Origin of the sequence: Gluconobacter sp. Dm-62 (assembly GCF_018256155.1) — a bacterium.
Lineage (GTDB): Bacteria > Pseudomonadota > Alphaproteobacteria > Acetobacterales > Acetobacteraceae > Gluconobacter.
In genome coordinates this window covers 1-21075 of the sequence record NZ_JAERLY010000022.1, presented here as the reverse complement: position 1 = coordinate 21075, position 21075 = coordinate 1, and the positions used below count along the sequence as shown (strand labels likewise).

Sequence of the window (21075 nt, the reverse complement as noted above, 5' to 3'; positions counted from 1 at the left end):
TTTGGAAGGATGAGAAAGAGCATGAAGGTCCTGACGGCAAGACAGGCATGGGAAATGCTTGAAAAACAGCCTGAAAATGCCACGGCGGAAACGCCCCGCCCCATTCTGGTGGACGTGCGGACACCACCTGAATGGATGCATGTCGGGCTACCGGATGCGGATGCGATGACGGCGCCACTCCTGTGTGTGACCTGGCAGCCGGACCTGCAGCAGGAGTTTGTGGAGGCTCTGGTCGAGGCCGTTCCCGACCAGCAGACACCGCTGCTGTTCCTGTGCCGGTCGGGTGTGCGGTCCCATCATGCAGCGCTTCTGGCGGAGAATGCCGGTTACGCGGATGTCAGCAATATCGTGGACGGATTCGAGGACCAGCATGGTCCCGGCAAGGGCTGGCGCTCCAGTGGCCTGCCGTCCTCTTACATGCCGCTGTCGGGTTCCTGATCCGCATCGTAATGGACTTCCAGCACGGCGCACCAGGGATAGCGGCTGTCATAGCTGTGCCCTGAACCGTCCGCGATCATGCCGTTGGCGTCCGTAGGGACATGGGTGAGGGCCACGGCATCATCCACGTTCCCGCCGACGATGCTCAGCTCGTGACCAAAGGGCTGGGCGTTCTGGTTCGTTGCGGAGACAATGCCGCAATGCGCCGGAAAACCGTAGCTGGTGGGCAGCATGGAGAAGGTGACAGTCTTGCTCCGGCCGCGCCCGACGCAAATGAGATCGCCGATCTTGGGGGCATAGGTCCCCGGATCATGCGCGGTGACACCGCTGGACTGCCCGCTGGCGGCGGCGTTGATATAGGTCGAGTGATTGGGCGAATACGGGAAGCGCTCATTGGCTCCCGCGACCCGCATTACATAGGAAATGAACGCCGCGGACCAGGCGTAATGGCCATCATGTTCGATCTCGAACCGCGTGCCCTGCGAGTCCGTCTTTCCGGTCCAGCCCACTTCCGTCTCATACGGGTCCTGCCCGATCCACCAGTACTCGCCGATGCGCTGCCACAGGCCCGGAATGCGCTCGGGCTTGAGAGAGGCCTCGGTGGGTTCGGGGCGGTCTTCGGGGTTGTCGTCCGATACCGGTGAGCCGAACATCCGCCATTCGCGCAGGGCAATCGCCGCAACGTCCTGCCGGTTGAACGGCTCGAAATTGCGGGTTGCGAAATCCGGGACGTGGGGATCATAGCCCACTGGACCAGTGGTTCCGTTCGCATACTGGGCGTTCGGCGTGCGGGCCGGATACGGGCTGACACTCTGCTGGCTGGAACATGCAGCCAGTGCGAGCAGGGCGGCCGTAGCAGCTGCTCGCCTGAAAAGATGCGAATCTGGCACTGTTATCCTCGTCGGGGGATGTGTTTCCCTGGCTGAATGAAGGGTCAAGACGATCAGGGCGTCAAGAAGCGTCCTGATCCGGAAAGAGAGCAGCAAGGCCCTTTTCGCTCGCATCGCAGCGACCGCGCTCGGTAATCAGACCCGTCACGAGACGGGCAGGGGTTACGTCGAAGGCCGGATTGGCTGCCGGGCTGCCGGGCGGCGCGATCCGGACGCGGCCTGCTTTTCCATCACTGTCGAGACCGGTCATGAACAGGACTTCGTCGGCGCTGCGTTCCTCGATCGGGATTTCCTTCACGCCGTCGCGCACGCGCCAGTCAATCGTCGAGGACGGCAGCGCCACCCAGAACGGTACGTTGTTGTCATAGGCGGCGAGGGCCTTGAGATAGGTGCCGATCTTGTTGGCTACATCGCCCTGCGCGGTCACGCGGTCCGTGCCCACGATGACCATGTCCACCCGCCCGGCCTGCATGTAATGGCCGCCAGCGTTGTCGGCGATGACCGTATGCGGCACGCCGTGGCTGCCAAGCTCCCATGCGGTCAGAAGGCTGCCCTGATTGCGGGGGCGCGTTTCGTCTACCCAGACATGCACGGGAATGCCTTCGTCATGCGCCATGTAGATCGGGGCGAGGGCCGTGCCCCAGTCCACGGTCGCGATCCAGCCGGCATTGCAGTGCGTCAGCAGGTTCACCTGTCCCTGACGGCCTTTGCGCTCCCAGATCTCGCGGATCAGTTCCAGCCCGTGACGGCCGATGGCTTCGTTGACCTGCACGTCCTCGTTGCAGATCGCATCGGCCTCGACATATCCCGCTGCCACGCGCTGTGCCGCAGGAACGGCCTTGAGGCGCGTGACCATGCGCTCGATGGCCCAGCGCAGATTGATGGCCGTCGGACGCGTCGCCACCAGAAAGGCCGCGGCCTTGTCCAGCGCTTCGTCAGAGGCGTCCTTCTGAAGGGCAAAGACCAGACCATAGGCCGCAACGGCCCCGATCAGCGGCGCGCCTCGCACCTGCATGGTGGTGATGGCCTCGGCGACGGCATTCTCGTCCCGGAGTTCAAGGATTTCCACGTTCCAGGGAAAGCGGGTCTGGTCGAAGATCCGGATGCTGGTGGCATCGTCGGACGGGCGCCAGAGGCTGCGATAGGAAATACCGTTGATTTTCAAGGGGACGCTCCTTGGGATGCCGGAAAGGAGAATGGACCGAGCAGGGGTATGACTGACCCTGTCTGTGGTGAAGCAGAGGTCCCTGCATGTGCGTGATCCGCACTCCTAACTCAAGCCCCCATGCATGAAACTTTCACGCATGGGGCAGAGGCCGTGTCAGCGCAGCACGGTGTCGAGGATGACTTTGGCGCCATTGGTCCAGGGGACGGGTGTGAACTCGGTCCGGACCTTCTGTGTCCATGAGGCGAGGCCTTCAGGATCTTCGATGGCCTCGCGGATGAGGGTGTAGGCCTCTTCGAGATTGCGCGGATTGAAATAGCGCGCCAGTGATCCCCCGGCTTCAGGAATGGAAGTCGTATTGGAAGCGATGCACGGCCGGCCCATGGCCAGACCTTCGGAAACTGGCAGTCCCCAGCCTTCGAAGAAGGATGGAAACACGCTGAAACTGCAATCGGCATAGAGGCGACGCAGTTCGGCGTCGGACGGATTCTGGATGAAGCGGATCTTGCCTTCCAGCCAGTGCGTGTTTTCGAGCTGCTGCATAAGATCAGAGACAAGCCAGCCGGGGCGTCCGGCAAACACAAGCGTGGGCACTTTGTCTGCTGGCAGGTCCTCGATCATCTGACGCCAGATGCGGAAGAGCAGCATATGGTTTTTGCGGGCTTCAAGTGTGGAGACGAACAACACATAGGGTTCGCGCACCAGAGGTTCGGGAGGCTGGGACGTTTCTGTCAGCCCGAATTCCGTTCCCATGGGTACATGCTGGACGGAGATGCCCGCGCCAATGCCTTCTTCCGCGAGATAGGACTGAACGTCCTGTGCCGTGGCCCGACTGTTGGCGAAGATCATGTCGGCCAGTGGCAGGACGGCATGATGCCAGGATTTGAACGTCGTAATGATGCCAAGATCGCACCATTCCGGACAGCGGACGGGGACGAGGTCATGCATCAGAAGTGCGAAAGACATCCGCAGCTCGTCCCGCATCCAACGGATGCTCTGGGCATAGTTATCATGATGCCAGGGAGAGCCCAGTGTCAGAAAGATATCGCCGGCCTGAGCGACCTCGGCCAGCGCGGCTCCTTCGGCATGCTGCGTGGGATCCGAAGCCTGGCGGCGCTTTCGGACGATCGCCCGGCCCTCCCTGAGAGCCAGTCGTCCCAGCCCGGCCCACAGACCTGCCAGACCGCTCAGGACCTGTCCTTCCGTTTTCAGGAAGGTGGTGAAGGTCTGCTGCGGCGTTGCGTCTTCGGACTGCAACAGGGCGGCCGGCAGGTGGACGTCTGCTTTGCCGGTTTTTGTAGAGCGTTCGTTCATGACCTGCCGCAGCAGCATGTCGATCGCGGTCCATCCTATGGTCTGGAAATCGCGCGGGTCACGCTTGTCCGAACCGCGACGGACAAACTGCACGTCATTTCCATGTAATGTCCGCATGGCAGCGCTGAGCTCGAACACGACACGCTGGATACCACTCGGCCGCCCATGGTGGACGAGATGGAAGAGAAGATCGTCAACGTCTATCCAGACGGTCATGATGCCCTCCCGTCCACATATGCTGCGTGACAGGCGTCCAGAATGGCGTCAGCCGTATGTTCCCAGGGCGTCGGTTTGAACTGTGTCCGAACCTCTTCCTGCCACATCTTCAGACCTTCGCGGTCTTCTATCGTCTCCCGGACGACGCGGTAGGCTTCGTCGGTATTCTCGGGGTCAAAGTAGCGCGACAGCGGGCCGCCTGCCTCGGGAATGGAGGTCGAGTTTGAGGCGACGCAGGGGCGTCCGTTCACGAGACTTTCCGTTACGGGAAGTCCCCAGCCTTCGAACAGCGATGGGAAAAGCGTGAACATGCAGCCATCATAGAGATGCGCCAGTTCATCATCCGACGGGTCACGCAGAAGACGGATCTTGCCGCGGAGCCACTCGGTATTTTCAAGCTGTTGCATCAGGTCGGAAACGAGCCAGCCAACCCGGCCTGCGAAAACAAGAGTGGGAACCTGCTCGGGCGGCAGATCTGCCACAAGACGCCGCCAGATGCGAAAGGCCAGAATATGGTTCTTCCGGGCTTCGATGGTCGAGACGAAGAGAACATAACTGTCCGGGGCGGGAAGGCCCTTCGGACGCTCGCCTTCAATCTTGCGGGGTGGGCCAAAACCGCTGCCGATTGGAACTGTCTGCACGGGTGCAAGCAGTTTCAGGCGGTGCTTGCGGGTATAATCCTCAATGGTTTTCGCCGTAGCATGGCTGATGGCCAGAAGACGGCCGCACTGCGGGAGGGTTGTATCAAGCCAGTGCTTGAAATCCCGGATCAGAGAGAGGGCACACCATTCCGGCCGGATGGCAGGAATAAGGTCTGACAGCAGCAGAACGGGCTGGATTCCGTATGCTTTGCGCATCCGTGCCAGCCGCTCGCCAAAGCCGGGTTCCGACCATGCTGCTCCCAGAATCAGGAAGATATCGCCGGGTTTGGGCAGAGCGGCCGTGGATGTCGTCGGCGAGTGGACGACGCCTGTTGTTGCTTGCGGCGCAGATCGTGGGGCGCGTTTCAGCTGTTTCTGTACGAAACGGCGCAGCAGACGCAGGGCACGCAGCTGGTTGACGGCAATCGTTAGCAGGGGGCGGGCGAGTTCCGGCGGGAGGCTTTCGATACGTCTGATGACCGTGTGACGCAGATGTCGGACGAAAGCGCGGGGTGTCGTTCGTGCACGTGGGGGGGGACGACTGTCCTGTGTAACTTTTTCGTCTGCACGAATAACAAAAAGATCTTCCAGATCATCAAAGGAGACGGAAGAAAAAAGCTGTGTTTCGTCCTGTCCGCGGCGGATCAGGGCAATATTCCCGATGCCGGGCTTCGTGGCTGCCTGCTTGCGGATAACGTGTAGTATTTCGTAAACAAGTCGCTGAATACCACTGGGACGCGAGTTGTTTTCAAAATACTGGAAGATGTCTTCGACGTCGATCCAGATGGTATAATCTGCGTTCATGTGTTCCGACTAGCTTTGTGGCGGCCGACGGGGACGCCGGTCTGTCAAACAGTATTGGGGGCAAAGTGTAAGTATGCCCCGGCAGATGAGCAAGGGGCAGCTTCGGGGGCTTTGAGCCCCGGTGTTATATCGATCGTGGGAGAACCTTTTGTGGCCAGCGTTACGGTCTGTCAGTGCGTCATTCTGCTCGAAGATGCTGGTTCGCAGGGATTGCCGCTGTCACTGATGCCTTGTGCGGGAAAACCATTTCTCGCCTGGCAGATGCGAGAAATGCAGCGGTTTGGGGTTGAGGAATTCATCTTTCTCACCGAACAGGATCCGCCGGATGTCACAGCGGCAATTGAGGCTCTCCAGTCGTTTCTCCCCAAACCTGCAGGAATTTTTCTAAGCGCGACGCCGCGTGGGCACGGAACAGGTGGGGCGCTTCTGCAAATTCGGCCGTACCTGCCGAAACGGTTTCTTCTCTGTCATGGGAATGCTCTGTTCTCCTGTAACCTGGCGCGTTTTTTGGGAACGGCGAGCGGTGGGCACTGGCGCCTGCTTCAGGACGTCAAAAAGCTCGAGCAACAGCAGGATAGAGGAAAATTTATCCCGGCTCAGGCGGCCACCGAAGCATGTGGAACAGGGGAGGCGACCAGCACTGGAATATACCTGTTTGACGTCTCGATTTTCGATAACCTGACGGAGACCTGTTCACTTGAGCAGGATGTTTTGCGCGCGTTGGTGCAGGGTGACGTGCTTCGGAGTATCGCGCTCCCAGGATATTTTTGCCGTGCCATGGATCCAGAAAGTCTTGGTGTGGCTGAGAAGGAATTTCCGCAGGTTCTTCGGCGGCCTGCGGTTTTTCTTGACCGGGATGGTGTCATTAACCGGGATTTCGGATGGGTCGGAACGCGTGAGCGGTTTGAATGGGAAGCGGGGGCCCGGGAAGCAATCGCCCGTATTACTGAGAGCGGATATCATGTCTTCATTGTGACCAACCAGTCCGGAGTTGCGCGCGGGTTTTATTCTGAAGATGATCTTTTGCAGCTCATGGATTGGGTAATCGACGTTATTCGAGACGATGGCGGGACTGTAGACGACTGGAGGTACTGCCCGATGCATCCAGATGCCAAAATAGAGCAGTATCGAGGCTCAAGTATTAATCGAAAGCCGGCCCCTGGTATGATTGTTGACCTGCTGCAGCGGTGGGAGCTCGACCCGGCGCGCTGTGTCCTGTTTGGGGATCAGCCTTCCGATATGCAGGCTGCCAGAGCGGCAGGTGTCCGGGGTGTACCCATCGGTCCGGACAGTCTGGCAGATCTTGTTTCAGAAATGGATATTTTCAGTATTTGAAAATGACGTTTGGAAAGCGCTCGACAGGGTGTTGGACTGAGGTTACATTTCGTATCAAATATTCTGAATGGAAAGATGATGGCATCTTACAGGGATATAGAGGGAAATTTGTCCTCCAGTTCTAAGGCGCCGCGAGAGCCTCTTTCCCAGGATGCAAAAGTCTCTCTGACTGCGGTGGAAAAATATCGCCTTTTGCGTGAGACACGCCGCATCGTCAGGCGTGAGCGTCTGGCAGGGGAACGTAAATCCGGGGCGCCTCAGGAGAGGTGATCTTTGGAGATCCCGTCAGTCTGTTGGGGAGCAGCAGGATTTTCAACTATTCCTGGATAGGCTGACAGATCTTCAAGAGAGGCGGGGCGCCCAAGCAGGAAGCCCTGTGCTGTATTGCAGGAGGTATGTCGCAGCATATCAAGCTGTGCGGCAGTTTCCACGCCTTCAGCGACGACCTCCATAGACATGGCGTGGCCCAGGTTCATGATGGCACTGACAATGCTCTGGGCCTGAGGATCGTTCAGCATGTCCCGGATAAAGGATCGATCGATCTTGATCCGGTCAAAAGGAAAGCTTCGCAAGTAATTGAGGCTTGAAAAGCCGATCCCGAAATCGTCCATAACAATCTTGACGCCCAGAGCACGAATTTTGTTCATGGTTTCCAGATTGCGCTGAACGGCTTCCAGAAAAATACTTTCTGTCAGCTCGAGCTCAAGTCTTTCAGGGGGCAGGCCGGCCTGAAAGAGGGTCTGGAGGACTGCGGCATACATGTCATCATGCAGGAACTGCATGGCGGAAATATTGATGGCGACCCTGATATGAGGCGCCAGTCTGCTTGCCTGTGTGCAGGCTTCGAGCAGGACCCAGCGACCAATCGGAACAATGAGGCCGCACTCCTCTGCGATGGGGATGAATTCATTCGGAGAAATTACACCTCTCGCGGGGTGCCTCCAGCGCAGGAGTGCTTCGACGCACTCGACCCTGTTCGTGCTGAGGCAGATCAGAGGTTGGAATTCGAGGAAAAACTGACTGGTCTCAAGGGCCCGCTGTAGATCATGTTCCAGTTCGGAACGATGCTGAACATCGGCCTGCATGACGGGGCTGAAGCTGACCCAGTCCGGAGACTGGAGACGGCGGGCCTCGTTAAGGGCAAGTTCGGCATAGTGCCATGCTGTCTCAAAGCGATAGGTATCAAAAGGGATGAGGCAGCAGCCGATACTGGCTGTCAGATGGATCCTGTGTCCATCCACGGACAGGGTGGTGTGAAAAACGTCCCGGGTGATCTGGGCCCAGCGTGTCGCCTGAGCGGGGTGTTCGTATGGGAACGGGCAGAAAATTCCGAATTCGTCACCGCCCAGCCGTGCAATGACACAGTCTCCGGTCAGAAATGTTTGAAGGCGCTGTCCGATTGCGCTGAGAACGCCATCGGCAACCTTGGTGCCGTAGCGTTCATTTATGGCGCGGAAACGATTAAGATCGGCATGCAGAAGGATACCCGCCGGTTGTCGTGTTGTGCTGTTCGCGAACAGTGCTTCGAGGATTCTCTCAAACTCTTCCCGTGTGCATAAGGTCGTTATGCGTTCAGGAGTAGGCGCATCGATTGCGGCAGGAAACGTAACGGCAAGGGCGAGGCAGTCCCGGTTATTGCGGCGAAGCGGTGTCAGGCGGAACTGGACAGGAAAGACCCGCCCCTCCAAAGTCATGAGCGCGCCGGGGTAATATGTATTGTCGGGCGGTACTTTCAGGGCTTCGGGAAGAATGTCCTGAAGGGGCGGAAAGTTCTGAAGATCGGTGCCGATGCAGGAGAGAAGGGGTCTGTTGGCTTCAATGATCTTGTCCCGATACACAATTGCCAGACCTTCGCTGGCGGCGTCGGCAAGATGGTGAATGGGAAAGAGGGCCATGATTCTTTCCCGTGGCATGTTTTCCGGAGGCACAGTCATAGGAAAGCAGGCGTCTGCGCGGCGACGCCCTCCTCCCGGGCTGTTCCCTTTGGAAATATGCACAATCATTTCTATCCTTCTGTCTTTGAGAAGGATGGCCCGGCTTCTGTTAAGAAACTGGAAATGTCAGACAGTCAGGGATTATTCGAACTGCAACAAAATGTTACTAATTTTGACGATGGTGTAACGTTTAATCCCGTTCTGATCATCCTTCCTCCCCGTGAACGTTATGAAGCAGGGCATGCGGGGGCGATTTCGTTGCTTGTCAGCCGCGGAGCCTGTGCGTCCGATATCGTGACGGGGATGGGGCCGATTGTGACACCGTTGCCAGGCGGCCGGTATCTGCCGTTAATCCTTCCACGTGTCCCGTTACCATTGCACTGGCGCTATCGCCTGGCCTGTGTGGCAATGATGCGGTCCTGTCGGCCTGCTTTGACGGAAATTCACAACCGGCCGGATCTGGCACGTTTTCTGGCGCGTTTCGGGCCGGTCAGACTGGTTCTCCATAACGATCCCTGCACGATGCGGGGCGCGCGGACCGTCCGGCAGAGGGAAGATCTGGCGCGACATGTGCTCGTCTGTGGTGTTTCTGACTGGGTGGTTCGGCGGTTTCAGGAAGGATGTCGACCGCTCCGGACGGAGGTACAGCCCAACTGTATTGATCTGTCCGCCCTGCCGTTTTCGGTGGAGAGACAGAGGACTGTACTCTTTGCGGGCCGCGTCGTGGCGGATAAGGGTGTGGACGCATTCGTCCGGGCCTGGGGGAATGTCCGCAAGAAGCACCCAGGATGGACGGCACTCATTATGGGAGCCGACCGCTTTGGCCCTGAGTCTCCGGAAACGTCTTATCTTGAGCGCCTGCGACCTGTCGCTGCGGCAGCCGGGGTTATGATGACGGGATATCGGCCCCATAGTGACGTTTTAAAGGCCATGGCGCAGGCAGCGATTGTTGTAGTTCCCAGTCGATGGGAAGAGCCCTTTGGTATGACTGCGCTTGAAGCCATGGGATGTGGCGCGGCAGTCGTTGCCTCCCCTATGGGCGCGCTCCCTGATCTTGTCGGAGAGGCCGCTCTGCTCGCCGCGCCGGACGAGCCCGAAGCGCTGGAGCAGGCGCTGGGCTTTGCGATGGATGACGATGAGCTGAGGGAACGGCTGGGCGCGCTGGGGCGCAGGCGGGCAGCGTTGTTTGATGTCGGGCCGGCCCGGCTGCGACAGGATGAACTGCGACAGGAAGCGATTATGTTTGCGCGCTCCCGATCGCAGTCCTGAGGGTCTCAGTCGCGGGCGGGCGGAGCCATGAAGGTCGGGTCGATGGCATTCGGCACATGACGGGCAAGAATGTCGTCCACGGCCTTCTTTTCTTCTTCGGTCAAAGACCAGCCGAACACGTCCTTCACGCCTGAGACCTGCTCCGGCTTGCGGGCACCCCACAGGGCGATGACCGGTCCCTGATCCAGCACCCAGCGGACGGCGAAGGCCATGGTGGATTTGCCACGCTTTTCGGCCAGCTTCTTGAACTCTTCGACGGCTGCGAGATAGTTCTCGAAATTCGGCTTCTGGAATTTCGGATCGTTTGAGCGCAGGTCGTCCTTCGGGAAGGTCGTGTCGCGGTTCATCTTGCCGGTCAGCAGGCCGCGGCACAGGGCGCCATAGGCGAGCACGACGGCATTGTGCTTTTCGGCGTAAGGCAAGATGTCCTTTTCGATCGTGCGCTCGAAAAGGTTCAGCGGCGGCTGGATCGTGGCGATCGGCGCCACTTCGCGAAAGATGTCCATCTGTTTGGGCGAGAAGTTGCTGACGCCGAGCGCGCGGATCTTGCCTTCCTGATGGAGCTTCTGAAGCTCGCGGGCGCTCTCGTCGATGGGGGTCTTGTCGTCGGGCCAGTGGATCTGTTCGAGATCGATCGTTTCCACGCGCAGGCGACGCAGGGAGTCTTCGACTTCCTTGCGGATACGGGCCGGGCGTGAGTCCCGGAAGACCTTCATGTTCTTTTCGTCTTCGCCGACCCAATGCAGGCCGAGTTTCGTGGCGACATGTGCCTTGTTGGGCTTCTCGGCGAGCGCCCGACCAACGATTTCCTCGGAATGGCCGAAGCCGTAGACCGGGGCTGTGTCGATCAGGTTGATGCCTTCGTCGAGGGCCGCGTGAATGGTGCGGACGCCATTGTCATCATCGGGGCCGCCCCACATCCAGCCGCCGATGGCCCAGGTGCCAAGGGCCACGCGTGAGAGGGGGGTGTCGATTCCGGGGATGAGGATGGTGTCGGAAGCCATGAGTGTCTCCATTTGAGATGGACAGTAACGAAAAAGCGTATCGCGACGGGAGAGGTTGCATGAAATCGTGAAACCTTCCATCCACGCCAGATGCGCTTCTCTCCTTCCACCGTGACCCGGATCGGCCAATGGGCCGCTGTGGTTCTGCCTCTGGCCCTGACGCATGTGCGCGTGGCAGGTGAGGCCGATCTTGATCTTCTGGCAGTTCTTCTGCTCCTCCATTCTTCCCTGACTGGGCGGCGGCAGGGCGGATGGGACTGGTTCCGCGAGCCGTGGGTGGTTGCCACGTTCTGCTGGTGGGGCTGGCAGGTGTTGTGCACGCTGTGGGTGTCGCCGGGGCATGGGGCGCTGACCCAGTCGCTGCTGGCGATCCGTTTCCCGCTTGCGGCTGCGGCTTTGGGCTGTTGGTTGCTGAAGGATGCGGTCTGGCGCAGGCGGGTGCTGTGGGTGGCCTGTGCCTGCGGCGTCTATATTGCCGTGCAGATGCTGGTCCAGGCCGTGTTCGGGCGCAATCTGTTTGGAATTCCGCGTTTTCATGACGGAACGCTGACCGGGCCGTATGAGCATCCCCGGGCTGCAGCACCCCTGTCCCGGCTGATCCTGCCGCTGCTGATGGTTGGATGTGCGGTGGCGGAAGGGGCACGCAGCCGTCTGGTGCGGACGCTGGGGCTTTGTGCAGCAACGGTTCTGGCGGTCGGGATCATGGTTCTGGCCGGGCAGCGGATGCCGCTTGCGCTGTCTCTGCTGGGGATCGGTGTCTGCGCGCTGTTGTACCGGCCAATGCGTCCGGCAGCGCTGGCGGCGGCGGCGATGCTGCCGGTTCTGGTGCTGGTGGCGCGGGTCTTCTCGCCGGGTAGTTTCTTCCATCTCGTGACACTGGCGCGGGAGCAGCTCACGCATTTCGGTCACTCGCCGTATGGGGAGATCTATACCCATGCCGTCGTCATGGCGCAGGCGCATCCCTGGATCGGGCAGGGTTATGACGCCTACCGGCATTTCTGTTCGGATCCGGCCACGTTCCATGGGCTGTCATGGTTGTCCGATGCGCTGCCGGAGAAGGGATGGCTGGATCTGTGTGTGCAGCATCCGCACAACCATTACCTTCAGGCGTTGGTCAATGCGGGAGTACCGGGCCTCATTCTGTTTGTCCTGATGATCGCGACCTGGCTGAAGGCGATCTGGCCGGGGCGGAACGGGCACGCAATTTCAATCGGGCTGTTTGCGGCGGTGTTCATTCAGGAATGGCCGATCGCGTCCTCTTCGGACTTCCTGAACCTGCCCCTGAGCGGCTGGGGCTTCCTGCTTCTGGGGCTGGCGCTGGCCTATCGGACATTCCGGGGTGGGGACGGGTTTCAAGCGGGCAGGGACCGGCCTATATCGTAAGGCAGATTACGGAGGCCTTATGTCCAGCACCCCTGACACCACTGCGACCCCGGCACGGACCGGAACCGTCCCGGTAACGGTTCTCACCGGCTTTCTCGGCGCCGGCAAGACGACGCTTCTCAATCATATCCTGACGGCCGAACATGGTCGCAAATATGCGGTTGTCGTGAACGAGTTCGGCGAACTCGGGATCGACAATGACCTCGTGGTGGATGCAGACGAGGAAGTGTTCGAGATGAACAATGGCTGCATCTGCTGCACGGTACGCGGAGATCTGATCCGCATTCTGGGCAGTCTGCTGCGCCGGCGGAACCGGTTTGACGGCATTATCGTCGAGACCACGGGGCTGGCCGATCCGGCCCCTGTCGCACAGACGTTCTTCGTGGACGAGAACCTGCGCGAGAAGGCACGGTTGGACGCGGTCGTGACGGTTGTGGATGCGTTCAACGTCATGGAAACGCTGGACGAAAGCCCTGAAGCGGTGAACCAGATCGCGTTTGCGGATGTGATCGTGCTGAACAAGGTCGATCTTGCGGATGAAGAACGCCGCAAGGAGATCGTGGCCCGTCTGCGGAAGATCAACGCGGTGGCGCAGATCCATGAGGCGCAGCATGGCGGCGTGAAGCTGACCGATATTCTGGACCGGGGTGGCTTCGATCTGGCGCGTGCGCTCAAGACGATGCCGGACTTTCTGGAAAACGATCATCATTCTCATGAGGAAGGCATCACCAGCATTTCCCTGAACATCAAGGAGCCGGTCGATCAGCGCCGTTTTCAGGCCTGGATCGGGGCGATCCTTCAGGAACAGGGTGCGGATATTCTGCGGGCGAAGGGCATTCTGCATTTCAAGGGTGAGCAGAACCGCTTTGCGTTCCAGGCCGTCCATATGATGGCGGACGGGGACTTTATCGGTCCGTTCCGTGAGGGTGAGAGCCGGGATTCCCGTCTGGTGTTCATCGGGCGCAATCTCAATCGTCCGCAGCTTCGTCGCGGATTTGAAAGCTGCATTGCGGAATGATGAGTGATCTTCTGGCGGACCGGGGTTCAGAGCGCCGGTTCGAGAGCCCGATTGTCCATGTGGTTTCGTCGCGTGACGGACGCAGCTTTGCGGCGCTAACGGTGGATGGAGAGCTTGTTCTCATTCCGCGGGACGGGTTGCGGGATGCGGCAAGCTGGATCGTTGTGCCCGCGCATGATGGTGGCCTGTGTCTGGCGCAGGATTGCGCTCCGGATGCGTTTCTGACGGGTGGGGAGGACGGTAAGCTCGTCCGGACTTTTGCCGATGGAAGCACGGAAGTTCTGCATGAAGGCCGCCGCTGGATCGACTGCGTGGCAAGCACGCCGGGGCATCTGGCGTTTTCGTCCGGTAAGCAGATCGAAGTCCGTGCGGCTGAAGGGCAGCAGACGCTCAAGGTTCTGGAACATCCCTCAACCGTGACCGGCATCGTGTTTGATGCGAAGGGAAAGCGGATCGCGGCGTCGCATTACAATGGTGCGTCGGTGTGGTTCGTGCAGGCGAAGGTCGATACCGTGCGGCCGTTCGAATGGAAGGGCAGCCATATTGCGATTGCCATCCATCCGGCTGGTGAAGCGCTTGTGACGTCCATGCAGGAAAACGACCTTCATGGCTGGCGGATGTCGGACGGGCACAACATGCGCATGAGCGGCTACCCGAAGCAGGTGAAGTCGCTGGCGTTCACGCGAAACGGGCGCTGGCTTGCGACAGCCGGGGCCGATGCGATCATCCTGTGGCCGTTCTTTGGCGGCGGCCCGATGGGCAAGGCTCCGGCCGAGCTGGCACGACTTCCCGGACTGTTCGTCAGTGCGGTGTGTCCGAACCCGAAGGAAGACATCATCGCTGCGGGCTATGAGGACGGAACGGTCGTGCTAGCGGAAATCGGCGGTGGTGATCAGCGTGTCCTGCCGTTGTGTTCCGGACAGGATACAAAGCGCGGCAAGGTGACGTCGCTGGCCTTTACACCGCAGGGTGGGGCGCTGGTGTTCGGGACTGAAGAGGGCGCTCTGGCGGCGATCGACCTGTCCAAGGCAGACTGATTTCCAGATGTTGATGTGAGGAAACGGGCTGGTCTGAGACTTCAGGCTGGCCCGTTTTTGATGTCTGAAGGTGTTGATGCGCTTTTGGTCGCGGCTCTCTGCGTACTGGCGAGTGTTTCAAGATGGGCGCGATAGGCGTCATAATGCTCGGGCGCTGCGTGGCGGAAATCGGGGTCCTCAAGATGGGGGACACGGCCGTGATGTCCGAAATTGACGAGGCGGGCCTCAGGCAGATGTAGTTTGCCGAGAATATCGGACTGGATCAGAAGTACGGCGAGCGACGAGCCGATGAATGGCCCGAAAAGATAGATCCACAGCCCGTTCCAGTTGCCTGCAAACAGATCCGGCCCGAAGCTTCGGGCGAAGTTGGCGCTGTTGCCGGACATCCAGGCGGTGATCGGGTTCATGACGAAAAAGAAAAGGCCGCCGATCCAGGGTGTGATCCATTTGAATCGGGGATGGGCGGCGAGCCAGTACAGCATCATGATGAGCAGCCCGGTCACGACGATTTCGGAGCCCAGAGCGTACCAGATCGAGATATCGGTATAGGGGACGGTCGCGCCGTAATGCACTTCCGTTGAAAACAGATGCCAGGGCTTGAAAAGAATGCCGATGGCATAGACGGCGCCGGTACCAAGGGCCGCTCCGATAATCTGGGCAATCACATAACCCAGCGCGTCGATCCACACGATCTTCTTCGAGAGCATGAAGGCGAGTGTCACGGAGGGGTTGAGATGGGCTCCGCTGACTTTTCCGAACGGCGTCATCGCGGCGACCGTGCCTGCAAGACCGAAACAGAGGCCGCACAGGGCAGTCTGTAATGTCGGGTAGGGCGCAAGCAGGGCGCTGAATAACGTGCCCGGCGCCGAAAGGAAGATGACGCAGGTCAGCCCGGCAATCATCAGGATCGCGGTGGCCAGAGCCTCACAGCCATAAAGATTCCAGTGGAACGGGCGCTCGGGATGGGGCTCTCCCGCCAATGGCCGATCATGGAAGTGGATGTGGAAATGTGGCCAGTGGATGGAGGGAATTTTGATATGAGGTAGATGGAAATGGGGAATGTGGAGATGCGGAGACTGTATCTCCTGGCGGTCTTCTTTCTGTTTCGGAATGATTGAGGGGTCTGACATAAGTCTGTCCATGTATTTTATGGAGTGATGTCTATGGCATCACATGAAACCCATTGTGGAAAATAATCGATGTCTTCCTTTTATATGTAGGAGCACTTCACGGGTATTGGTGTCACGATTCCGTGACGTTCAGGTCTTCCTCCGAATTTTCCATGGTGAGAACTGATTGGATTATGTTACAATAACGCAACATATAATTCCGGAGGCGTGGATCCGGATTGTGCCAGAATGAAATAACGGTATGTTCGTGACATGCAGAGCGCGGATTCCATTCAGAAAAAGAATTTGAAGACGTTGCCCTCCTCAGACTCGCCGGCTGGCCTGAATGTCTACGGCGACCTTCAGGCGTTTTCGGATCTCGATCTTGATGATATTGCCGTAGCCGCAGCGTCCCTGTGCCGGACGCCAATCGCCCTTGTCAGTATTCTGGATGGCGATCAGCTTTGGTTTTCGGCGCGTGTCGGCACGGATCAGCCATCCGGAGCATTGGCCAATTCGGGATGCGCGCCGGTTATTGCGCGCCGGGCTCCGGTAGTGATCCCGGATATGATGGCGGACCCGGAGACGCGGAAAAACGGTCTTGTCTGCGGTGGCCCTGGCCTTCGGTTCTATGCAGGATATCCGCTGTTCACGGCTGAAGACGAGGTGTTTGGCACGTTATGCGTCGTGGATCTCAAAATACGCCCACAGGGTCTCTCGCAGCAGGAAAATGACGGGCTGGCGGCTCTGGCGCGGCAGGCCATGCGCCTCATGGAGTTGCGCCGGGAGACAGTGGCGCAGGAGCGGCGTCTGGCAGCACAGCAGATCCGCCGTGAGCGTGCCGCACGGCAGGCCAGGCAGGCAGATGCGGAACGACGGCATGCCATGGAGAAATATGCCCTCCAGCAGGCTGCCGGGGCAGCAGGCGGTGTAGGCATTTATGAATACGATCTGAGCAGCGGGGACATTACCGTCTCGCCTGAAGTCTGTCGCATTATTGGCGTTCCCGTCACCGAGGTTGTAACGGTGGCGCAGTGGGTCACGCGGGTCCATGAAGACGACAAGGCACGGATCCCGGTTCTGGCGCAATTGCTGGATGGATCGGCGCCGCTGAAGCTTGAATATCGCATCATCCGGGCGGACAATCAGAAGGAGCGCTGGATTCTGCGGCAGGGGGTCCTGGACCGTGATGAGGCGGGGCATCCCATCCGGCTGATCGGAACAATTCAGGACATTACACCCGAGCGGAATGCGACCAGTCGTCTGACAACCCTTCTGGCGGTCGGTGATGCTTTGCGGACCGCGACGACGCGCACCCAGGCGATTGTTGAAGCGTGCCAGCTTCTGGGAAACCGGCTGGATGTCCAGCGGGTCGGGTTTGCTGCGATTTCGCTGCGGGATGAACTTTTCACTGTCGATCAGGGCTGGTGCTCGCCCGATGTGCTTCCGATTTCAGGTGACTTTCCGTTTCATGCGTTTCGGCGGACATCAAATTTTTTACGAAGCGGGGCTGTCGTCATTCTCGATGATCTGTCCAGCCCATCCTGGATGGAGGAAGAACAGGAAGCCTGTCGCGCGGTGCAGGTCGAGGCGCAGATCATCGTTCCGAAAATGGACCATGGCGAGCTGACGGGCTGTCTGTTCGTGCACAGCGCAATCCCGCGGGACTGGACGCTGGACGAGACGTCCTTCATCCGCACGGCCGCAGACCGGATTTTTACGGCGCTGGACGAATGGGACGCCGAGACGCGTCAGGAGATCGTCAATCATGAAATCCTGCACCGCCTGAAAAATACGCTGAGCATCGTGCAGAGCCTGGCGCATCAGGGGTTCCGGGGTGTGGACGATCAGGGGCCGCTGACGACCTTTACGTCCCGCCTGGTGGCATTGAGTGCGGCGCATGATCTGCTGATGCGGCGGAACTGGCAGTCCACGGATCTGGCGAGTCTGGTTGGCGGTGTCATGACCCCGCTGGGGATCGAGAGCCGGGTTTTGGTATCGGGACCGTTCCTCAAGCTGGGTCCTGATACCGCGACCTCTTTTTCGATGCTGCTGCATGAACTGGCGACGAATGCCATGAAATATGGTGCGCTCAGTGTGCCGGAGGGGACAGTGTCCCTGAGCTGGACGATCACCGGAACAGGTGCTGGCGCCGTCATGTCATTGATGTGGCGGGAGGCCGGTGGACCCGTGGTCACGCCACCAAAGCGGACCGGCTTCGGCGTGCGTCTTCTGAAGGCCGGACTGGGACGTCAGGGAAAAACGGAACTTCATTATGCTTCAACGGGTTTATGTGCAGACCTGACTGCCCCGACCCTGTCGCTTGCGACGATCTGAGACTGACTGGAGACCCGTAATTTTCATGCCGGAGGACCCCGACACACGGCCCACGATCCTCATTGTCGAAGATATTGTTTTTATTCGCATGATGACTGAGGATTATTTTGAGGACGCCGGTTTCAGGACCCTGAGCGCACGCTCGACGGCAGAGGCGATTGCGTTTTTGGAGACGGACCCGACGATCCGGTATCTGTTCGCGGATATTCATCTGCCTGACGGCGATGACGGCCAGAAACTCGCGGAAATCGCGCGGAAACGCTGGCCGCCCGTGAAGATCATCCTGACATCTGCCGATATGCCGGCAGATCAGGTTCGGCTACCCATCCGGGGTCTGTTTGTTCCCAAGCCTTATAGTCTCGACCGTGTCAGGCACGCGTTCGAAACGATGTCCTGACCCGGTAGTCAGTCAGCTTTCGGGCTGCGGCTTTGAGGTACGGTCGGTGTGTCCGAGGTCGCGGTCGGGGGCGATGATGTCCCGGACGCGCTGTTTCAGTTCCTTCGGTCCAGGAAAGCCGCCGTCGGCTTTGCGCTCCCAGATCAGTGTTTCATCGACGTGGATTTCGAAGCGTCCACCCGTATCCGGGATCAGGGCGACCTCGCCCAGAGCCTGGCCAAAGGTGGACAGTAGCTCCTGTGCCATCCAGCCGGAGCGGAGCAGCCAGTTGCACTGTGTGCAGTAGCGGATGGTGACGCGGGGCGCAGTGGACGTCATGGGGTGATCCTCCGGGGCTTATGGGGCCCTGACACTGTCATGAGGCCTTCATGTGGAAAAGCCTTCGCGTCAGGCTCTACGAACGTTAAGGGTACGGATTGTTATTCTGTTCCATTTTTCTGACTGGATTTTCCGGCCCATGCGTTCTGCCACTCGTTTGCCTGTTGCTTTGCTTCTGTGTGCGACTGTTCTCTCGGCCTGTGCGCCTTCCGCGAGTCAGAACGGTATCCTCCCTGACAGCGTGGCTCCAGACGAACGGCTTGTGCTGGCGCCCCCTCCTGTTGCTGGCAGCGCTGCGCAGATTGATGATGATCGGGTGTTTCGTGTGACGCGCGCGCTGAAGGATACGCCACGCTGGAAACTGGCGCAGAGCGATGCAGACCTTGAACCTGCACATGTGGTTCGGGACTTTTCCTGTGCGATGGGCTTCGACATCGATCTGTCGAAGGCGCCTCATCTGGCCCGGGTGCTTGAGCGCATCCGGCATGCGGTTGGTCACCGGACGTCGGAGGTCAAGAATTACTGGCACCGCACGCGCCCCTTCGTGGGCACGAACCTGCCGATCTGCACGTCTCCTGAAGGGCTTGGCCTGCACTCGTCCTATCCGTCCGGACATACAACGGCAGGATATGGAATGGCGCTCCTTCTGGCGCATCTGATGCCAGACCATGCTGCGGCTATTCTTCAGCGTGGACGCGTGTTCGGGGAAAGCCGGATCGTCTGCGGTGCGCATTGGAAGTCCGATGTTCAGGCAGGATACCTGAATGCGTCCTCACTCATGGATGTGCTGCTGGCCCAGCCGGAGCTTCAGGACGATCTGGCTGCGGCGCGACGGGAACTGCTTGCGATGCAAGGGAGTGCGACGGCGCCTGACGCCGGGCAATGCGCTGTTGAGCACGACGCCGCCACGCATTCTTTGCTGACAGAGCCATAAGATTTCCGGCAGGGACAGCGCCCTGAGAGATCAGGGTGCCGCTTTTTCGTTTTCTGCCTGTACAGACGGGCTGGGAGGCGAAGGTTTTCGGTTATGGTGATGGGCGCCACGGTCATTGGCTTCCATGAAACGGTCAGCCAGGCTGCTGTAAAGCGAGTGCGGGCAGATCATCTTCGAAACGCCGAAAGCCAGGAAGGACGTGGCCAGCAGCGCCAGCGTGACCTGCTGGTTGTCACACATTTCCATAACGATGATCGTGGCGGTCAGCGGCGACTGCGACATGCCACAGAAATAGGCCACAGTGCCGAGCAGTACGACTGCCCCGGGCGTGGTGTGCGGCAGGAACTGCTCCACCCAGCCGCCGATCCCCGCGCCGATGGCGAGGGACGGTGCGAACATGCCGCCCGGAATGCCGGAGCAGTAGGACACGATCATTGCCAGATATTTGAGAACGAAGAACGAAGCCGGGTAGTGTTCGGTGCCGTTGAAAATGGCGCGGGCCTGATCATAGCCTGTGCCGTAGGTCGCGCCTTTCGAGACAAGTCCGATCAGCGCGAGAATAAAGCCGCAGACCGCCGCAAAGGCGATCGGGCGGGTGGCGGCGAACTGCCCGACGCGGCCGGGAATGCCGCGTGAGGCCTTAATGAGAATGGCCGAAAAGCTGCCGCCTGCAAGGCCACCAAGAATGCCGCAGGTCAGGACCGCGATCCATGCCGTGCCCACCGGAACATCCACGTCCGCATGGCCGAAATAGGTGTAGTTCCCGATCAGCGCGATGGCCGTGACGCCGGACAGGACCACGACGGTCAGGGTGCGGCCCGAGGTCTTCTGCTCGAATGAATGGGAAAGCTCCTCGATGGCGAACATGATGCCCGCGAGCGGCGTGTTGAAGGCCGCGGCCATGCCGGCGGCGCCGCCGGCCAGAATCATGCTGCGCCGTGCGGCGATGTTCGATTGCCCCAGAAGGCGCGAGAAGGCGTGCATGATGGACGCACCGACCTGCACGCTCGGGCCTTCACGCCCGATGGAAGCACCGCAGATCAGCCCGAAGGATGTCAGCAGGATCTTGCCAAGGGATGTCTTGAGGGACAGGACGCGGTCCACGACGGCGACGTTCTCGATATGCAGGGTCGCGATCGTCTGGGGAATGCCAGAGCCCTGCGCGCCCTTGAAGATGGTGCGTGTGGCCCAGGTGATGAGCGCCAGCCCCGCGGGAGCCACGACCAGCATCGCAGTCGGGTGCCATGCGACGATGTGGTGACGCACGCCCGCTGCCCAGTCACCCAGTCGGGCGAACAGGACTGCCACGATACCAACCAGAACCGCTCCCAGCCAATAGACTGCCGTGCGCCGCCACTGATTGGTCGTGACCTTCGCCGAGCGTCGCAGATGCAGGATGCGGTCCTTGCGGCGCATGGCGTGCTGCGAGGACTGGGCGTCCGTGACCGGAGGCCTAGGAGGGACAGTGGCAACGGGAGAAGGAGGCGGTGTATCGGCCAATATTCGGGCGTCCGGGAGGGAGGGTCAGGCTG

General features: G+C 59.7%; 18 protein-coding genes. 9 read left to right on the top strand and 9 right to left on the bottom strand.

Annotated features, from left to right (window positions below; genetic code table 11):
- Positions 1 to 21 precede the first annotated feature (21 nt).
- The gene (locus JK202_RS14350) at positions 22 to 438 is read left to right on the top strand and encodes a rhodanese-like domain-containing protein (protein ID WP_211562075.1); all 417 of its coding nucleotides are present in this window, start codon (positions 22 to 24) and stop codon (positions 436 to 438) included.
- On the opposite strand, the gene JK202_RS14345 is transcribed toward JK202_RS14350, so the two are convergent.
- The 4 genes from JK202_RS14345 to JK202_RS14330 form a co-directional block, all read right to left on the bottom strand.
- A complete protein-coding gene (locus JK202_RS14345; protein ID WP_211562098.1) occupies positions 414 to 1334 on the bottom strand; it encodes a DUF2272 domain-containing protein in 921 nt (306 codons plus the stop codon). The genes JK202_RS14350 and JK202_RS14345 overlap by 25 nt on opposite strands.
- Before the next feature lie 55 nt (positions 1335 to 1389).
- Positions 1390 to 2493, bottom strand: coding sequence for an S-methyl-5-thioribose-1-phosphate isomerase (gene mtnA / locus JK202_RS14340; protein WP_211562073.1), 1104 nt, complete (start codon positions 2491 to 2493; stop codon positions 1390 to 1392).
- 156 nt (positions 2494 to 2649) lie between these two features.
- Complete coding sequence (locus JK202_RS14335) at positions 2650 to 4023, bottom strand: glycosyltransferase family 1 protein (protein WP_211562071.1); 1374 nt, start codon at positions 4021 to 4023, stop codon at positions 2650 to 2652.
- Positions 4020 to 5468, bottom strand: coding sequence for a glycosyltransferase family 1 protein (locus tag JK202_RS14330; RefSeq protein ID WP_211562069.1), 1449 nt, complete (start codon positions 5466 to 5468; stop codon positions 4020 to 4022). The genes JK202_RS14335 and JK202_RS14330 overlap by 4 nt, the downstream gene beginning before the upstream one ends.
- 150 nt (positions 5469 to 5618) lie before the next feature.
- Between JK202_RS14330 and JK202_RS16305 the strand changes: the two genes are divergently transcribed.
- Positions 5619 to 6803, top strand: coding sequence for an HAD-IIIA family hydrolase (locus JK202_RS16305; RefSeq protein WP_349291871.1), 1185 nt, complete (start codon positions 5619 to 5621; stop codon positions 6801 to 6803).
- Positions 6804 to 7060: 257 nt separating this feature from the next.
- Here JK202_RS16305 and JK202_RS14320 read toward each other — a convergent pair whose 3' ends face one another.
- Entirely contained in the window at positions 7061 to 8698 is a 1638-nt protein-coding gene (locus JK202_RS14320; RefSeq protein WP_211562067.1) for a bifunctional diguanylate cyclase/phosphodiesterase, read from the bottom strand.
- 162 nt (positions 8699 to 8860) lie between these two features.
- On the opposite strand from JK202_RS14320, the gene JK202_RS14315 reads away from it, so the two are divergent.
- Positions 8861 to 10006, top strand: coding sequence for a glycosyltransferase family 4 protein (locus JK202_RS14315; RefSeq protein WP_211562066.1), 1146 nt, complete (start codon positions 8861 to 8863; stop codon positions 10004 to 10006).
- A gap of 5 nt (positions 10007 to 10011) precedes the next feature.
- Here JK202_RS14315 and JK202_RS14310 read toward each other — a convergent pair whose 3' ends face one another.
- A complete protein-coding gene (locus JK202_RS14310; RefSeq protein ID WP_211562064.1) occupies positions 10012 to 11010 on the bottom strand; it encodes an aldo/keto reductase in 999 nt (332 codons plus the stop codon).
- A 90-nt stretch (positions 11011 to 11100) separates the two neighbouring features.
- Between JK202_RS14310 and JK202_RS14305 the strand changes: the two genes are divergently transcribed.
- Genes JK202_RS14305 through JK202_RS14295 form a run of 3 tightly spaced genes read left to right on the top strand, consistent with a single transcriptional unit; the run spans position 11101 to position 14448 of the window.
- Positions 11101 to 12393 carry an O-antigen ligase family protein gene (locus tag JK202_RS14305; RefSeq protein ID WP_211562062.1) on the top strand — a complete coding sequence of 431 codons (1293 nt, stop codon included), beginning with the start codon at positions 11101 to 11103 and terminating at the stop codon, positions 12391 to 12393.
- Positions 12394 to 12412: 19 nt separating this feature from the next.
- Positions 12413 to 13411 (top strand): GTP-binding protein, encoded by a 999-nt coding sequence (locus JK202_RS14300; protein WP_211562060.1) that lies wholly within the window; start codon positions 12413 to 12415, stop codon positions 13409 to 13411.
- Positions 13408 to 14448 (top strand): WD40 repeat domain-containing protein, encoded by a 1041-nt coding sequence (locus JK202_RS14295; protein ID WP_211562058.1) that lies wholly within the window; start codon positions 13408 to 13410, stop codon positions 14446 to 14448. The genes JK202_RS14300 and JK202_RS14295 overlap by 4 nt, the downstream gene beginning before the upstream one ends.
- Positions 14449 to 14489: 41 nt before the next feature.
- Here JK202_RS14295 and JK202_RS14290 read toward each other — a convergent pair whose 3' ends face one another.
- Entirely contained in the window at positions 14490 to 15485 is a 996-nt protein-coding gene (locus JK202_RS14290) for an aquaporin (RefSeq protein ID WP_349291872.1), read from the bottom strand.
- 378 nt (positions 15486 to 15863) lie between these two features.
- On the opposite strand from JK202_RS14290, the gene JK202_RS14285 reads away from it, so the two are divergent.
- Both JK202_RS14285 and JK202_RS14280 read left to right on the top strand, forming a co-directional pair.
- Positions 15864 to 17894: a GAF domain-containing protein gene (locus tag JK202_RS14285; protein WP_249200106.1), complete on the top strand. Its 2031-nt coding sequence runs from the start codon at positions 15864 to 15866 to the stop codon at positions 17892 to 17894.
- A 25-nt stretch (positions 17895 to 17919) separates the two neighbouring features.
- Entirely contained in the window at positions 17920 to 18291 is a 372-nt protein-coding gene (locus tag JK202_RS14280; RefSeq protein WP_211562046.1) for a response regulator, read from the top strand.
- Between the two features lie 12 nt (positions 18292 to 18303).
- Here JK202_RS14280 and JK202_RS14275 read toward each other — a convergent pair whose 3' ends face one another.
- The gene (locus tag JK202_RS14275; RefSeq protein WP_211562044.1) at positions 18304 to 18609 is read right to left on the bottom strand and encodes a SelT/SelW/SelH family protein; all 306 of its coding nucleotides are present in this window, start codon (positions 18607 to 18609) and stop codon (positions 18304 to 18306) included.
- A 139-nt stretch (positions 18610 to 18748) separates the two neighbouring features.
- Between JK202_RS14275 and JK202_RS14270 the strand changes: the two genes are divergently transcribed.
- Positions 18749 to 19543, top strand: coding sequence for a phosphatase PAP2 family protein (locus JK202_RS14270; protein WP_211562042.1), 795 nt, complete (start codon positions 18749 to 18751; stop codon positions 19541 to 19543).
- A 30-nt stretch (positions 19544 to 19573) separates the two neighbouring features.
- On the opposite strand, the gene JK202_RS14265 is transcribed toward JK202_RS14270, so the two are convergent.
- Entirely contained in the window at positions 19574 to 21043 is a 1470-nt protein-coding gene (locus tag JK202_RS14265) for a chloride channel protein (RefSeq protein ID WP_408872158.1), read from the bottom strand.
- Between the last annotated feature and the right edge of the window lie 32 nt (positions 21044 to 21075).

Coding starts and splice junctions, on each gene's coding strand:
- JK202_RS14310 (WP_211562064.1), bottom strand. CDS start 11,010: ATGGCTTCCGACACCATCCTCATCCCCGGAATCGACACCCCCCTCTCA.
- JK202_RS14295 (WP_211562058.1), top strand. CDS start 13,408: ATGATGAGTGATCTTCTGGCGGACCGGGGTTCAGAGCGCCGGTTCGAG.
- JK202_RS14275 (WP_211562044.1), bottom strand. CDS start 18,609: ATGACGTCCACTGCGCCCCGCGTCACCATCCGCTACTGCACACAGTGC.
- JK202_RS14300 (WP_211562060.1), top strand. CDS start 12,413: ATGTCCAGCACCCCTGACACCACTGCGACCCCGGCACGGACCGGAACC.
- JK202_RS14280 (WP_211562046.1), top strand. CDS start 17,920: ATGCCGGAGGACCCCGACACACGGCCCACGATCCTCATTGTCGAAGAT.
- JK202_RS14330 (WP_211562069.1), bottom strand. CDS start 5,468: ATGAACGCAGATTATACCATCTGGATCGACGTCGAAGACATCTTCCAG.
- JK202_RS14270 (WP_211562042.1), top strand. CDS start 18,749: ATGCGTTCTGCCACTCGTTTGCCTGTTGCTTTGCTTCTGTGTGCGACT.
- JK202_RS14305 (WP_211562062.1), top strand. CDS start 11,101: ATGCGCTTCTCTCCTTCCACCGTGACCCGGATCGGCCAATGGGCCGCT.
- JK202_RS14350 (WP_211562075.1), top strand. CDS start 22: ATGAAGGTCCTGACGGCAAGACAGGCATGGGAAATGCTTGAAAAACAG.
- JK202_RS14315 (WP_211562066.1), top strand. CDS start 8,861: ATGTCAGACAGTCAGGGATTATTCGAACTGCAACAAAATGTTACTAAT.
- JK202_RS14320 (WP_211562067.1), bottom strand. CDS start 8,698: ATGGCCCTCTTTCCCATTCACCATCTTGCCGACGCCGCCAGCGAAGGT.
- JK202_RS14335 (WP_211562071.1), bottom strand. CDS start 4,023: ATGACCGTCTGGATAGACGTTGACGATCTTCTCTTCCATCTCGTCCAC.